Genomic DNA, 14,516 nt, shown 5'->3' with positions numbered 1-14,516 from the left:
CGCACTGCGGCAGCGGGCTTAGCCAAGCACCTGCTGCAGCGACCGCTCGATGTCACCGCCGCAATACGCGCGCCCATAGTGCTGCCGCTGCTGGGCCAGGAAGTCTGCCAGCGCCGGCCGCTGCTCAATACGCTGAATTAAAGCGGCAAGAGAAGGGGCCTGCCGATTGAGGTCTGCCGCCAGCGCGGGATAGCAATGTGTGAGCGTTCCGAATAGTGCCGTTACCGCAATGTCTGCCACGGAAATCGAGTTGCCGAGCATAAATCCACGGTCTTGCTGCAATCCATACTCACGCCCGGTCTTTTCAAATAACTGCATCCAGCGCGACAGGCGCCGCTCGCGAAACGTTTCCCATGCCGCCTTGTCCCACATCTGCAGGCCATAGAAACGGGTAACCTCCATCAACACGTCCCCGCAATCCAGAATCGCCTTCAGTGCCATGGTTTGCTCCTCTACAGAGCGCGGCAGATAGTCATACTTGTGCGCCAGGTGCAGCATAATCGCCGGTAACTGCGCGATGGTTTTCTGCATACCATAATCGTACAAATACGGCGGTGCCATACCAGGATTGTCAATCTGCAGGCTTTTTTCGGGATAGATTTCACTGGCACCCAGGCGTTGATAACTCGCCCCGACCTCATGCAACAGCAGTTCGACAAATACACCGCGAAAGGGAATGTTCCAGTAGTAAAGTCGATAATCCATTGTGCTCTCCCAAAAGGTTGACGCTAGTCAGACCCGCGCTTATCGATATCATTCGGCAGGCCTTTGCGCGGTGAATTTAACGATTCACCATCCCACATGGGTGTACCTGTACGAAATGCCGCGCGCGCAATCATGTGTGCACCCACCGGTACCGTGAGCAGCAAGAAAAGGATGGCCGCCACCGCGCGCGCCGTTACCCCGGTATCCTGAAACAACAGCGCCACACCAATCAATAACAAGCCACAACACAGCGTGGCGCCCTTGCCGGAGGTACTCATGCGCAAATAAATATCCCGCATGCGCACCAAGCCCAGTGCCGCGGTAAAACCGAAAAAGCTCCCACTGATAATGAGCAACGCGAGCGCCCATTCAAGAATGGCTTGAATCATCTGTGCCCTCGCTCTCGGTTTTCCCCAATACTTCTTCCTCCGCAAGCCGCTCTACAAAGCGACCGAACGCCACCGTAACCAGGAACGCGACCAGTGCCAGAGCGATCGCTGCATCCAGATACACATCACGCCCGGAAGAAATCGCCAGCAGCGCACAGTAGGCAACCGCCAGGATGTTCAATACATCCAACGCTACCACACGGTCTGCCAATGTCGGCCCGCGCGCAATACGGTAAAAGCACAAACCGAGCGCCAGCAACAACAACCAGGAAGCCAGTGCGATCGCCAGAGCAAGGATCGGCGAGCTGCCATCGAGAATCGCCTGCAACATTATTCAAACGCCTCGCGAATTTTTTTCTCCAGCCCGTCGTGCAACTCCTTGCGAAATTGCGCCCCGTCGGAGACAAACATACTGTGCACGTACAAGGTTTTGTTTTCGTCGTCGATATCCACCACCAGAGTCCCCGGGGTCAGCGAGAGGAGTTGCGACAACAGCAGTAACTCATTTTCATCCGGATACGACGTGGGCACTTCCACCACACAAGGGTGTCGATTCGGTGAGGGGGCCAGCACTTCCCAGGTAGCGCGCAACCCAGAAACCAGCAGTTCCTTCAGGAAGTAACCGATCAGCGCCAACACCTTGGGCAGGCGCCGAAAATAGCCATCGTTAAATTTGCGCACCGGTGACAGTGCCATCGCCAGGAAGCCGATGATCATCCCGACTACGACATTATCCAGGGTGGCGTCACTGGTGAGCGCACACCAACTAATCGCCAGCAGGATATTCATCAAAAATAATTGCATGACGCCTCCATCGACTACTCGGAAATCACATCAACCACCGCGCGAAGGCAACACTGTTGCCACGTAACCCGCCGGATCTAACAGCTCCTTCGCCGCGGTTTCGCAAAACTGGATCAGCGGCTGGGGGAACAACCCCAAGCCCAGCGTAATCGCCACCAACAGTAGCGCTGGCAACATACGCTGTATGCGTTCGGTAACCGTGAGACTGGTGAGAGAGCGCGCCTCCCCGGTTGGGTGCGGTTTCCAGAACGCCTCGCTCCAAATCTTGCTCATGGAAAACAGGGTGAGCGCCCCAGTTATCAGCGCAATGGCGGCAACCCAGTAAGCCGCCTGCTCCAGGCTCGCAGAAACCAGCATCAACTTGGCCCAGAAACCAGACAACGGCGGGAAGCCGGCAAGACTGAACGCGGCAATAAAAAACACGGCTGCCAGTACCGGACTCACGCGATACAGCCCACCAATTTCCGCGAGGTTGAAACTGCCGGTCATACGCCGCGCCGTGCCACTGATCAGCAGCAGGTTGGTCTTGGCGACGATGTTATGCACCATGTAAAAAATCGAGCCGGCCAGCGCCAACGGACTGAACAGCGCAAGCCCCAGCACCAGAAAGCCAATCTGGCTGATGATGTGAAAAGCGAGGATCTTGCGAAACTCGTATTGCGAGGCCGCGCCAATGACCCCGCTTAACATGGTAAGCAGCGCGGCAATCAGTAAAAGATCGTGGGCAAAGCTAAAGTCGGCGGGAAATATCAGGGTAAAGGTACGGATCAGCGCGTAGACCCCCACCTTGGTGAGCAGCCCGGCAAATACTGCCGTCACCGCCACTGGCGGCACGTGATAAGAGGCCGGCAACCAGAAGTAGAGTGGAAACAATGCCGCCTTGATGCCGAAGGCCACAATCAACAATACCGCGAGCATATGCAGTGCGGCAGGCTGCTCCACCTGTGCAAGCGCCGTGTGCAGTGCGGCAAGGTTCAAGGTCCCGGTCAGGCCATATACCATGCCGATGGCCATCAGCATAAACAGCGTCGACACCAGATTCAGCGCGACATATTTAATACCACCGTCCAGCTGCGCACGCTCGCCGCCCAGAATCAGCAACGCAAAAGAGGCAATCAACATCACCTCAAACCACACATACAGGTTGAACAGGTCACCGGTGACAAAGCTGCCGCACACCCCGGCAAGCAACAATTGATAAAACCCCTGAAACCCCAAGACTTCGCGGCGTAAATCCACATCTGCCTGGGCAAAAATGGCGACCGCCAATCCCACCAGCCCGGCCAACAGCAGCATGATTGCGCTCAGGCGATCCGCCACCAGCGTAATACCGAAAGGCGCCGGCCAATTGCCCATTTGCGCGGCAATGGTGCCCTCGTCTATTACCCGCACAAAGATAATCACCACAATGACAAACAGGCCAACACACCCCAACAGGCTGATCGTGCGTGCGCGCCGCGGTTTGCGCCGGGCGCCCAGGGCGAAAAGCCCGGTCGCAATCGGCAGCAGGAATGGTAGTGCCAGTAGCCAGCCCATCAATGCTCCCCACTTTTTGGCGGGGGTTCCGCCAGGCGCATATGGTCGGAATCAATGGTTCCGAGCTCGCGATAGCAGGCCACGACCAATGCCAGGGTAAATGCCAACAGCCCAAAACCGATCACGATCGCGGTAAGAATCATCGCCTGTGGCAGTGCATTGGCGACCGGCTCTAGCGGCGCTTCCTGACCCTTGGGAATCAGTGGCGGCACCGCCCGGGTCAAGCGACCGGCGACAAAAATCACCAGGTTGGCGGCATTGCTCAGCAATATCAGGCCGAACAGATAACACAGCAGGTTGGCCGCCAGCATCAGGTACACACCCGCGGCCACCATCACGCCAATCACCAGTACCAATGCCGATTCCATGTCAGTCCACCTCTATGGTGAAAAACAGAGCCAGCACCGCGCCGAGTACCGCCAGGTAAATACCAACGTCGAACAGCAATACCGTGCTGATCGGAATGCCCTTGTCTCCCTCACCACCGCCGATAAATAGCCACAGGCCGGTAAACGGCGGAAAGCCCTTGAGCAGGCCCGGCACCGCAGATGCCAGGGAAAGCAACGCGCCGATGGCCGCCAGCTTCACCGGTGAAACACGCAACGCCGCACGCGCTTCCTGCAGACTCCAGGCAAGCGCATACAGCACGAATGCGGCGGAGGCGATTAACCCGGCAATAAACCCACCGCCGGGCAAGTTATGCCCGCGCATCAACATATACACGGAAAACAATAGAATCAGAGCAACCAGCAAACGCGTGGCGCCCTGGAGGATGACGGAACTCATGTCTGCTCCTCTTGCGTATCTCCATGCGGCACACTCGGCTTGAGTTTACGCCGCAACAAAGCGGCGGCACCGACCGCAGCTACCAGCACCACCACCACCTCACCAAAGGTATCCAGCGCGCGGAAGTCCACCAGAATCACATTGACGATATTGCGCCCGAACGCCTCGGGTACGGCGGCGAGTTCAAAGTATTCCTTAGTTGGACTGATCAGTGGCTGCTGCAGCACCGCCAATATGGTCAAAGACACCGTAGTACCGACCGATACCGCGAGTAGCGCATCCACAAAACGAAACCCAGTCCCACTCACCTCGGTAGCGTGCGGCAAACGGTGTAGCGTCAGCGCAACCAGCACTAAAAACAGCGTCTCCACCAACAGCTGGGTGATGGCCACATCCGGTGCACCGAAAAACAAAAAGATCAGCGCAATTCCGACGCCCATGCCACCGAGGCTACAAATGGCGGTCAGCGGCGTACGAGTGCATATCGCCACCAGAGAGCCGGCAAACACCAGCGCCATCGCCGCCCACTCCTTCACCGTCAGGCGCTCCCAGTTCACGGCCATATCAAAACCGCCACTGCGCATCAGCCCCCACAACAACAGTACCGAGGCAACAGCAAATACCGCCGCCAGATAGTGTTTGAGAATGCCGTGTTGAATGTGTCGGGTATGTAGCGCAGCGCCGCGTTTGAATAAATCCAGGCCGCGGTCCCACTGGGTGTCCGAATTGGCCGGCAGCCAGTTGGCAATCCTGTTGAGCAGGGTGCGAATTTGCGGCTGCAGATAGAACGCCAGCGCGCCCAGGGCAAAGGTGGTAATACTCATTACCAGCGGAAGATTGATGCCATGCCAGAGCTTTAACGACACACTCTCTTCCCGACCCATGGTGGCAGTCACCGCAGGCCCGACCAGAGTGTCGGCAATCAATGCGGGCGCCAGACCAAAGGTCAAACCCAGTAACGCCATCACCAGCGGGCTGATCCATAACCCCGGTGGCGCCTCGCGTACCGACTGCAGTTTTTCCGGCAGGCGCCCCCAGAAAGGCCGCAACGCAACCGTTGCGGCAATGGCGACCATTAATGCATTGGCAAACACTGCTGCCCAGGCTACAAAGGTGGGCTCCTCGGCGATCGCCAGCGCACCCTCGTATTTCAATTCCTTGCCAATAAAACCGAGAAATGGCGGGAACCCCGCCATGGAAAAGCCGGCGGCGGCGGCAATTGCAAAGGTAATTGGCAGGCGCCTGCCCAAACCGCCGAGCGCGGTTAATTCACGGGTGCCGGTCTGGTGGTCGATAATTCCCACCACCATAAACAGCGCCGCCTTGTAGAAAGAGTGCACCAGAATAAAGGTGATCGCTGCGGCAATGGCCACGCTGGCCTCGGAGCCGAGGAACATAATCAGGATGCCCAGCGCCACCACCGTGGTGTAGGCGAGTGCGAGCTTCAGATCCGTCTGTCGCATGGCGAGAATTGCAGCAATCACCGCCGTCACCGCGCCGACGATATTGAGTGTCAGCAGCCAGGCTTCACTGCCCCCCAGCACCGGATACATGCGCGCGAGTAGGTAGATACCGGCCTTTACCATGGTGGCGGAATGCAGGTAGGCGCTGACCGGGGTAGGCGCAGCCATGGCGTTAGGCAGCCAGAAATGGAAAGGTAATTGCGCAGATTTGGTAAAGGCGCCGATCAGCACCAGGATCAAAATCGGCAGGTACAGCGCGTGGCTGTGCACCTTGTCTTTCGCCGCCAGCACTTCGACAAAGTTGTAACTGCCGACAATCATCCCCAGCAGGAGCAAGCCGGCCAGCAAGGCCAGTCCGCCGACCGCGGTAATCAGCAGTGCCTGCAGCGCCGAGCGCCGTGCGCTGGCTTTTTCGTGGTTGAAACCGATCAGCAGGTAACTGGCGATGGTGGTGATTTCCCAAAACACAAACAGCGTAATGAGATTGCCGGCGAGCACCAGCCCCAGCATGCCGAGCATAAACAGGAAGAGATAAAAGAAAAATCGCTGGATCAGCGGGTGGCCACGGAGATAAAACTTGGCGTACAGCGCTACAAAAAAGCCGACCCCGCTGACCAGTAGACCGAACAGCAGGCTTAGTCCGTCAATCAGGAAATTCAGCTCGACACCGAGACTTGGAATCCAACTGACGCCGAACACCAGTGGCGCGTGCTCCCGCACTGGGCCGATCAATGACAGCAGCCAGAGCGTGACCCCGAGGGGAAAAGCCAGTAGCGCCAGCGACCAAATGCGTTCGCCCCATCCTGTAGGCGGCTGGTCGCCGGAGTGCACCTCCGTATCCATCACTTCTTTACGACATCCATGTCAGCGGCGCAGATTGTTACCGAACTGCGCTGCCGCATTACTCCATGAGGAAATTTTTTGCGTGCGGCAAGTATAGACGTGGACTGACGTTCTCCTTTTTACTGCACGCCGGTCAGTCTTGTGGAGGCGAGTGCAATTTGGCGAGCTCTTCCTTCTTCAGCAGCTTTACGTTAAACAGCTTGAGATCTTCCAGCCGCTGCAGTTGCGTCGCCTCATCCCCCACCACAACCCAGATCATCGAATCCGGCAGCATGTAGGTTTCGGCAATTTTCTGCACCTTGGGAATCGTCATCGCCTTGGCCACCGCCTCGCGCTCGCGCACGAAATCCGCCGGCCAGCCGAACTCGCTCATGCTCTCCAGTACACCAAGCTTGGCGCCCGCGGTTTCGAAGGCGCGGGCATTACTGCGAATAAGGAAGGATTTCGAGGTCTGCAGATCCTCCTCGGTATAGGTAGGCCCGTACTCCTTGAGTACCTCGTTAATCAACTGTACCGATTCCGCGGTGATATTGGCGCGCACACCACTGCCAATGGTGAACTGCCCCTCATGTTTGTTACCAGAAATACTGGAGCTGATGCCGTAGGTGTAGCCCTTACCCTCGCGCAATAATTGGGTCAGGCGCGAGGCGAAGCCACCGCCACCGAGGATGTAATTGGTGAATACCGCCGGATAATAATCTTCCGATACCACCGGCATCGCCATGCGACCAATGCGCAGTACCGACTGCTTGGAGCCGGGCACATCGATAAAATAAATACCGGGCTCGGCGGGTTCGGATTTCGGATTGGGCACATCTACCGCTTTTGCCGGCCACTGCTTGGCCAGCTGCTCCGCGGTGGCCATAAAGTCCGCCTGCTGGATATCCCCCACAACATGGGCACGGGCCACCGACGGCGACAGGTAGTTGTTGTAGTAGGCCTTGAGGTCATCCATGGTAATTGCATTCACGGATTCCTCGGTACCCAGGCCACTGTAACCACGGATATTGTCTTTGCCGTGCAGCAGGCGGGCAAAGTTCTTACCGGCGATGGCGTTGGGCTCGCCTTCCGCCTGCTTGATCTGGCTGATGACGCCCTTCTTCGCCAGCACCAACTCCTTTTCATCCCAGCGCGGTTCCAGCAGCATTTCCTGCAACAGCGCGAACACCTCATTGAAGTTGCGCGCCAGGGTCGTCACATCAAAACGGAAGGTATCCTGCCCGGAATAAATGCCGATGCCGGCACCGAGTTTCTGGATGGCGGTTTCCAGTTCTTCCGGCGTACGGTTTTTGGTACCGCGGCCCATCAGTATCGAGGTGAGGTGCGCCACACCGGTTTTATCAATGCTCTCCTGCAACTGGCCACCGTCCATCACCAGGCTGAAGCGCACGGTGGGTACTTCACTGTTTTCGATGCCCAGTACTTCGATGCCATTACCCAGCTTGCCGCGCCAGACATCCGGCACCACTGGCTCCGCCGGTTCGCCGTATTCGGGCTCCTTGGAGCGGTCAAAAGTCGAAGGAGTTTTCTCGTATTCCGCACTGCCGGAGGCATCAAACTGAGCCTCCGCACCGGCGACCACCTCCTCTTCCACTACTTGTGCGGCGACAGAGCCCGCCAGTGCCAAATCCTTTTCACCACGTGGCACGAAGCTCGTTGCAATATAGGGCTTACCTTTGATGTATTTCTCGTACACGCGGACAACATCTTCCGCAGTCACCGCCAGCAGACGTGCAATGTCCTGCCCCACATAACCCGGGTCGTTGGCGTAAATCTGGTACTGCGCCAGCTGGAAGGCCTTACCCACCACGCTGGAAAGACTGTTGTAGAAAGCCACCTCCTGGCCCGCCTTGATACGTTCCAGGTCTTCCTCAGATATACCTTCTTTTTCAAACAGGGCGAAACTCTTTTCGATGCCCGCATAAATCGGGTCCAGCGCACCACCGGCAAACGCCTGTGTCTTGAGTTGCATCTGCCCTGCCAGTTCCGATTCATAGGCGTACATGGAAACACCCGGGGTTAACTGCTCTTCTTCCACCAGCACCCGGTACAGAGGCGCACGCTTGCCCACAGAAAGGTAATTCGCGAGTACCGCCAGTGGATAACTGTCGGCGTTATAGCGGGGCACGGTGGGCCAGGCCATGGTGAGTTGTGGCTGGCGGGCAAAGTTGTCTTCGTAATACAGGCGCTTGGTTTCCTTCAGAGTCACCGGCTGCTTGGCTGCGCGTTCCACCGGCTCACCCTTGGGAATCTCATCGAAGTACTTATGCACCAATTTGCGGGCCTGCTCCGGGTCAAAGTCCCCGGATACCACAAGGGTCACATTGTTCGGCACATACCAGCGGCGGAAAAACGTCTTTACATCATCCAGCGTGGCATTGCCCACATCTTCCAGCGAACCTATTACCTGCCAACTGTAAGGGTGCCCTTCCGGGTAGAGGTTGTTGTCGATCACGTACTGGGTATGGCCGTAAGGGCGGTTATCCACACCCTGACGCTTCTCGTTCTTTACCACTTGCTTTTCTTTCGCCAGCACCGGATCGGTCACCGTATTGATAAACCAGCCCAGCTTGTCCGCCTCTGCCCACAGCATTTTTTCCAGCGCGTCTTTCGGCACCGTCTGGTAGTAATTGGTGACATCCCGGGAAGTAGAACCATTGGCACCGGAACCGCCGATGCGCGCACTCATCGCATCCAGCCCGCCCTTGCCCAGGTTCTCAGACTCCAAAAACAGCAGGTGCTCGAACAAATGCGCGAAGCCGGTGCGCCCCTCTACCTCACGCGCCGAACCCACATGGGCGGTAAGTGATACCGCTACCACCGGATCCGAACGGTCAATGTGGAACACCACGTTGAGGCCGTTATCCAGCTGGAATTGCTCGTATTCGATGGAGAAGTCGGGTTTGGCGCCCTCCTGTGTCTGCTCTTTTGGCGCAGTGTCGGTTAGGGGCTTGGGTGTAGACTCGGTCTGTGAGCGGTCGCAGCCGATAAGGAACAGAGCAGGTAGGGATACTGCAGTAAAGAGCGCCAATGTGGCGGTGATATTGCGGAGCATTGGGCATTCCTGTGCATTGTTATGTAAAGGAAGATAGCAGGTGTGTGAGGTTAAGCGATGGAGTTTCAATGCCCCACTAAAAACGATCGAGTTGGCAAAGGGGTAATTACTGGCTAAGTGGCTAAAGCTATCAATAGCGAAAATTGAAAATCTTCTTATAGGGGCACTATAGGTACTTGCACTAGTTAAACTTTGCTCAGATTGCTTTTTTACTTTTTTTACACTGATATTCAAACTCAGCCTTACCGCTCCAATTGATTAGCCCCATATTTATGTTTCCCGGCGCCAAGACTTCTGGCGAATGCTCACACACCCTATCCAGCAACCCCATCCCTGCCGATAGCCCTACCTCAAATGCGCCAGCTTGTTTAGCTTTCTTAAGTATGAATGTTCCCAAATAAGTAACTTCCTCATTCTTCACTTCAAACTCGAGTGGATTCTCAAGTGAGACATTCAATCCCCCGACAAGACCGCTCTGTATATCACTGCAATCAAAATGTAATATTTTGTAACTACCCGAACGGAGTGAATGAATCGATTTTATCGACGAAAAATGTCTTATACGCCCACGATTATGCAATGCGAGCTTGCAGTCTTTTCTCTGATTATCGTCCATCAAATAGAAATCGAACACTACATAGCCAGTACCGGAGTTAATGTCCTCAAATGAGGCACATGCTGATAAGCACAAGGTAATTAATATTATTTTCCAATACATTAATAGCCACACTTCCTGTTCAGGATAATTGTCAATATATGAAACACCGCCTCACACATGACCTTTTTGATTAATCCACTTATCAACTAAAAATGCACTGAAATTTGACGTGACTCCCTTCTTCAGGCTCGAGAATTCCTAGCGTGACCTTCCCTTTGTCAAATATATTTGGCGCATGCATACACGCTCGCTGCATTAAGCCCAATCCCGTCGAGACTCCAATTTCATAACCCTTCTTGCTGGGTATACTTTTCAGGGTAAATATACCCAAATAAACGACCTCACCATCCCCCACGTCAAAGTCGATTCGCTGCTTCACCGGTATCTCTAAATCATCTGGCGACCTATTCAGGTTTGTCGATCGGTCGAGATGTGTAATCGTATAAGTGTCTGCTCGGAGTGCATGTACCGGTATGCTTGAGGACAAATGCCAAGTTTTCCAGCCATTAGACACGGCCAACCAATAATCTTTTCTTACCTCTTCGTCTATGTGATAGAAGTCAAAAATCACATATCCACTTCCTGATCTTATAATTGAATTGGAGTGGCACGAGCCAACAAATAATGACGCGAGCAGTGTCACCCATTTTGCAAAATTCATTATCGACTCTTTCCGAGTTTATGCATTTGTGTGTCTACCTTGACCGATCCAAATACTTATTGGTACTCATCTACTAGGATTTAGCTGAAGCTATTGAACTACATACCTAAAGCCCGGGCTCCGACATAGACCGCCGGGCAAAGAATGAATACCATGCCAACGTACCGGTCCAGTAAAGAAAGAAAGTTTATTCCGGCCAAAATTCTAGCCTTTTTTTTTCATACTGTTCGCGGGCTAGCGACTTTGACGTTCCTAAGTATTTACGGCTGCGTGGCTGCGCCTAATTCAAACTGTAAGCCGGGCGAACAACTGGAAATTCACGACCAGCTTTTCTTTGGCACAGAAACATTCACCGGTGAGGTATCAGACGCCGAGTGGCGGGACTTCCTTGCCAATGCGGTGTCGCCGCGCTTCCCCAACGGATTTACGGTGCTTTCTGGCAGGGGGCAGTGGCGTGGTAGTAGCGGCGAGATTGTGCGTGAGCGCAGTAAGGTTTTGTTACTGGTGCATCGGGAAACAGCGGAGTCTGATACCGCCATTGGCGAGCTTGTGGATATCTACAAGCGGCGCTTTCAGCAGGAGTCGGTACTGCGGGTGCGCAGCCCGGTGTGTGTTTCTTTCCGCTAATTGCTCCGCAGCATTTTCCGTATTCCAGCACCCGTTGTTTCGACCAGCCAAAAGCTGACACCAATCACTCACTCCCAGTCACCTTTCTTCCACTCGGCCGGCCGCAGCTGTCACTCGGCTTGCCGACGTGCATCTGCGTAGATCTTCGTTTTACCCCCATTTTCAGCAATTTCGTCGATCCAGCGCATCTGAATCGATATTTATGTGCATCAATACTCCAACTTTTAGGAGAATTGACTTATGCGATGGATTGCAATTTTAGCCAGTGCGACGCTGGCTGCATGTAGCAGCTCGACGATGCTGCCCGAGAATACTGCTGCCGGGAGTGGAGGGTTCAGTGCGCACGCTGCGCCACTTGTCCACAGCGCACAAACCGGCAGTGGCCTACCACTGGCGAGCACGCCTCTGTCCCCTTTACCCTGGGAAATGGAAGGGCAGCAACCCCCGCAGGCGGACCTGCAAACACTGGCACCGGACCTGCTGGCGGTATCGCCAGAGATGAAAGCGTTTGTGGATTCGATCGATCCATCCCTTTCGCCGAACCAGCGCATGCGACGGATTCTGCGCACGCTGCGCCAGCAGCGGTTTTTCATGGAGTACGACCTGGATACCACCGCCACCGCCGCCGAGGCCTTCTCGCAGCAGCGGGGAAACTGCATTTCGTTTGCGGCAATGATTGTGGCGCTGGCGCGGGAGGTGGGCGTACCCGCTCACTTTAACCGGGTGCATGCGCCGAAGGAGCGGCGCGCCACGCGCAGCGACAGTGGACGGGTACTGGTAGAGAACGTCCTGCATATCAATGCGGAAATTTCCTACGGCTGGAATACGCGAATTGTGGAAATGAATTTTGAGCCGCGCTCGCACTACCGCCACGAGAAACTTTCGGATGAGGCCGTGCAGGTGTTGTACCTGAATAATCTGGCTTTGAGTGAAGCCCGGGACGAAAATTTCGACGCGGCAATTGGTATTGCTCGCGAGGCGCTGACACTCTCACCAAAATCGTCCGTAGCATGGAACACCCTCGGTTATTTGTACCGACGTCAAGGCAGCCTGGAATTAGCGGAGTTGAGTTACACCCGCGCCATTTCTCTTGACGATAAGAATGTCTCCGCCAAGAGAAACCTGCAGCGCGTGTACCAACTGCAAAGCCGGCGCGAGCTGCTGCAAGCGGCGGAGTCGTCACCGATTACCGATCAGGATTCCTGAGTTTGCGCCTCGCGAAATTGCAGCTCGGCGAGGCGCTTGTACAGCGCGGAGCTTTCCACCAATTGCCGATGTCGGCCTTGAGCAACCAGACGGCCGTTTTCCAGCACGGCGATATTGTCCGCGTGCAGGATAGTGGCAAGGCGGTGGGCAATAATAATTGTGGTGCGATCTTTCATCAGCGTTTCTAGCGCACGCTGCACATGGTGTTCACTCTCGGCGTCGAGCGCACTGGTAGCTTCGTCCAGCAACAAAATCTTGGGGTCTTTTAGAATGGCCCGGGCAATGGCGAGACGCTGCCGCTGCCCACCGGAGAGCCTTGCGCCCTGCTCGCCCAGATGACTGTTGTAGCCGTCTGGAAGTTGCTCAATAAATTCATGCGCGTGGGCGGCCTTGGCTGCGGCAATGACTTCTTCGTCGCTGGCATCGGGCTTGCCGTAGCGCAGGTTGTACCAGACATCCGCAGTAAACAGTGCGGGCTGCTGCGGCACTACCGCCATCTGGCTGCGCAACACCGCGGTATCAAGGCCGCGAATATCGGTTCCGTTTAAGGTAATGCGCCCATTTTGTGGATCGTAAAAGCGCTGCAGCAAATCCATCATGGTGGATTTACCTGCGCCGGATGGGCCGACGAGAGCCAGGCTTTTGCCCGCGGGCACATCCAGGCTCAGCTCTTCCAATGCGGGTTTACCTGGTCGTGAGGGGTAGTGGAAGGTGACGGACTCGAAGGCGAGCTGGGCTTCACCTTGCGCGCCATCTACCTTGCTGTCTGTATCTTGCCCAGCGGTTTGGGACGAAACGGTTTCACTGACCGGGATTTCCGCTTTTACATTTAGCAGATCAATCAGCCGTTCGGTGGCACCGGTGGCACGCTGCAGCTCGCTGTAGACCTCGGAAATTGTGGCCACCGCTGAGCCCATCATCACTGCATAGAAAACGAAAGCCGCGAGGTCACCGCTGGTGATGCGCCCGGCAATCATGTCGTTGCCGCCGACCCAGATCAGGCCGCTGACCGCACCGAACATCATCAATATCACTACCGCAATAAGCAGCGAGCGCTGGCGCACACGTCGCTTGGCAACGCCAAACGCGACTTCCACTTCACCGGAAAACGCCTGCATTTCATGGCGCTCGCGCGTGTAGCTCTGCACGGTTTTAATGTGCTGAATAATTTCTCCGGCGTAGCTGCCCACATCGGCAATGGAGTCCTGGCTTGCCTTGGAGAGTTTACGCACCCGGCGCCCGTAAAGGGTAATCGGCAGCAGTACCAGTGGTACGCCAATCAGCACCATCAGGCTCAACTTCAAATTAGTAAACAATAGAAGAATCAACGCACCGACAAACATCAGTGCACTGCGCAGCGCCATGGAAAATGAGGTACCGATAATCTGCTGCAGCAAGGTGGTATCGGTGGTGAGGCGAGACATAATCTCGCCGCTGCGGTTGGTTTCGAAATAACTCGGATGCAGGGTGACGATATGATCGAACACCGCTTTGCGCAGGTCCGCCACGACCCGTTCGCCCAGCCAGGAAACCAGATAGTGCCGGGTGTAAGTACCCAGGGCCATCAGCACCGCGAGCACCATAATAATAAACACCGCGTGGGACAGCGCCTGGGTTGAATCACCGGTTAGGCCCTCGTCCACCAGCAATCGTACGCCCTGGCCGATGGACAGGGTGATACCCGCGGTAAATACCAATGCCACCGCCGCGCACACCAGCACCAGTTTGTAGGGCCGCACGAATGGCCACAGCGCCCTGGCCATGGAAGTTGCGCTTAAGCTCG

Annotated in this window: 14 protein-coding genes; 2 read left to right on the top strand and 12 right to left on the bottom strand. The window is 55.6% G+C overall.

What is annotated here, in order from left to right; all coding sequences use genetic code 11:
* Window positions 1-18: 18 nt before the first annotated feature.
* The 11 genes from KUV22_RS06840 to KUV22_RS06790 form a co-directional block, all read right to left on the bottom strand.
* On the bottom strand, window positions 19-705 hold the full coding sequence (locus KUV22_RS06840; RefSeq protein WP_222229624.1) for a glutathione S-transferase family protein: 687 nt from the start codon (window positions 703-705) through the stop codon (window positions 19-21).
* Between the two features lie 23 nt (window positions 706-728).
* A complete protein-coding gene (gene mnhG / locus KUV22_RS06835) occupies window positions 729-1,094 on the bottom strand; it encodes a monovalent cation/H(+) antiporter subunit G (RefSeq protein ID WP_222229622.1) in 366 nt (121 codons plus the stop codon).
* Window positions 1,075-1,425, bottom strand: coding sequence for a cation:proton antiporter (locus tag KUV22_RS06830; RefSeq protein ID WP_261319247.1), 351 nt, complete (start codon window positions 1,423-1,425; stop codon window positions 1,075-1,077). Before KUV22_RS06830 ends, mnhG begins: the two co-directional genes overlap by 20 nt.
* Complete coding sequence (locus KUV22_RS06825; protein ID WP_222229620.1) at window positions 1,425-1,898, bottom strand: Na+/H+ antiporter subunit E; 474 nt, start codon at window positions 1,896-1,898, stop codon at window positions 1,425-1,427. The genes KUV22_RS06830 and KUV22_RS06825 overlap by 1 nt, the downstream gene beginning before the upstream one ends.
* A gap of 30 nt (window positions 1,899-1,928) precedes the next feature.
* The gene (locus KUV22_RS06820) at window positions 1,929-3,434 is read right to left on the bottom strand and encodes a Na+/H+ antiporter subunit D (RefSeq protein WP_222229618.1); all 1,506 of its coding nucleotides are present in this window, start codon (window positions 3,432-3,434) and stop codon (window positions 1,929-1,931) included.
* The gene (locus KUV22_RS06815) at window positions 3,434-3,802 is read right to left on the bottom strand and encodes a Na+/H+ antiporter subunit C (RefSeq protein WP_222229615.1); all 369 of its coding nucleotides are present in this window, start codon (window positions 3,800-3,802) and stop codon (window positions 3,434-3,436) included. Before KUV22_RS06815 ends, KUV22_RS06820 begins: the two co-directional genes overlap by 1 nt.
* A gap of 1 nt (window position 3,803) precedes the next feature.
* On the bottom strand, window positions 3,804-4,220 hold the full coding sequence (locus KUV22_RS06810; protein WP_222229613.1) for an MnhB domain-containing protein: 417 nt from the start codon (window positions 4,218-4,220) through the stop codon (window positions 3,804-3,806).
* A complete protein-coding gene (mbhE, locus tag KUV22_RS06805; protein WP_222230416.1) occupies window positions 4,217-6,526 on the bottom strand; it encodes a hydrogen gas-evolving membrane-bound hydrogenase subunit E in 2,310 nt (769 codons plus the stop codon). Before mbhE ends, KUV22_RS06810 begins: the two co-directional genes overlap by 4 nt.
* Before the next feature lie 133 nt (window positions 6,527-6,659).
* A complete protein-coding gene (locus KUV22_RS06800) occupies window positions 6,660-9,581 on the bottom strand; it encodes a M16 family metallopeptidase (RefSeq protein ID WP_222229611.1) in 2,922 nt (973 codons plus the stop codon).
* Between the two features lie 196 nt (window positions 9,582-9,777).
* Window positions 9,778-10,197 (bottom strand): hypothetical protein, encoded by a 420-nt coding sequence (locus KUV22_RS06795; RefSeq protein WP_222229609.1) that lies wholly within the window; start codon window positions 10,195-10,197, stop codon window positions 9,778-9,780.
* Window positions 10,198-10,381: 184 nt separating this feature from the next.
* A complete protein-coding gene (locus KUV22_RS06790) occupies window positions 10,382-10,900 on the bottom strand; it encodes a hypothetical protein (RefSeq protein WP_222229607.1) in 519 nt (172 codons plus the stop codon).
* A 270-nt stretch (window positions 10,901-11,170) separates the two neighbouring features.
* Here KUV22_RS06790 and KUV22_RS06785 point away from each other — a divergent pair, with 270 nt between their 5' ends.
* Entirely contained in the window at window positions 11,171-11,527 is a 357-nt protein-coding gene (locus tag KUV22_RS06785) for a DUF3574 domain-containing protein (protein WP_222229605.1), read from the top strand.
* Between the two features lie 240 nt (window positions 11,528-11,767).
* Window positions 11,768-12,733: a transglutaminase domain-containing protein gene (locus KUV22_RS06780; protein ID WP_222229603.1), complete on the top strand. Its 966-nt coding sequence runs from the start codon at window positions 11,768-11,770 to the stop codon at window positions 12,731-12,733.
* Here the strand turns inward: KUV22_RS06780 and KUV22_RS06775 are convergent.
* Entirely contained in the window at window positions 12,721-14,496 is a 1,776-nt protein-coding gene (locus KUV22_RS06775) for an ABC transporter transmembrane domain-containing protein (RefSeq protein ID WP_222229602.1), read from the bottom strand. The genes KUV22_RS06780 and KUV22_RS06775 overlap by 13 nt on opposite strands.
* Between the last annotated feature and the right edge of the window lie 20 nt (window positions 14,497-14,516).

Origin of the sequence: Microbulbifer agarilyticus (genome assembly GCF_019800665.1) — a bacterium.
Classification (GTDB): Bacteria; Pseudomonadota; Gammaproteobacteria; order Pseudomonadales; family Cellvibrionaceae; genus Microbulbifer; species Microbulbifer agarilyticus_C.
This window is presented reverse-complemented; position numbering and strand designations above follow the sequence as displayed.

Coding starts and splice junctions, on each gene's coding strand:
- KUV22_RS06840 (WP_222229624.1), bottom strand. CDS start 705: ATGGATTATCGACTTTACTACTGGAACATTCCCTTTCGCGGTGTATTT.
- mnhG (WP_222229622.1), bottom strand. CDS start 1,094: ATGATTCAAGCCATTCTTGAATGGGCGCTCGCGTTGCTCATTATCAGT.
- KUV22_RS06830 (WP_261319247.1), bottom strand. CDS start 1,425: ATGTTGCAGGCGATTCTCGATGGCAGCTCGCCGATCCTTGCTCTGGCG.
- KUV22_RS06825 (WP_222229620.1), bottom strand. CDS start 1,898: ATGCAATTATTTTTGATGAATATCCTGCTGGCGATTAGTTGGTGTGCG.
- KUV22_RS06820 (WP_222229618.1), bottom strand. CDS start 3,434: ATGGGCTGGCTACTGGCACTACCATTCCTGCTGCCGATTGCGACCGGG.
- KUV22_RS06815 (WP_222229615.1), bottom strand. CDS start 3,802: ATGGAATCGGCATTGGTACTGGTGATTGGCGTGATGGTGGCCGCGGGT.
- KUV22_RS06810 (WP_222229613.1), bottom strand. CDS start 4,220: ATGAGTTCCGTCATCCTCCAGGGCGCCACGCGTTTGCTGGTTGCTCTG.
- mbhE (WP_222230416.1), bottom strand. CDS start 6,526: ATGGATACGGAGGTGCACTCCGGCGACCAGCCGCCTACAGGATGGGGC.
- KUV22_RS06800 (WP_222229611.1), bottom strand. CDS start 9,581: ATGCTCCGCAATATCACCGCCACATTGGCGCTCTTTACTGCAGTATCC.
- KUV22_RS06795 (WP_222229609.1), bottom strand. CDS start 10,197: ATGGACGATAATCAGAGAAAAGACTGCAAGCTCGCATTGCATAATCGT.
- KUV22_RS06790 (WP_222229607.1), bottom strand. CDS start 10,900: ATGAATTTTGCAAAATGGGTGACACTGCTCGCGTCATTATTTGTTGGC.
- KUV22_RS06780 (WP_222229603.1), top strand. CDS start 11,768: ATGCGATGGATTGCAATTTTAGCCAGTGCGACGCTGGCTGCATGTAGC.
- KUV22_RS06775 (WP_222229602.1), bottom strand. CDS start 14,496: ATGGCCAGGGCGCTGTGGCCATTCGTGCGGCCCTACAAACTGGTGCTG.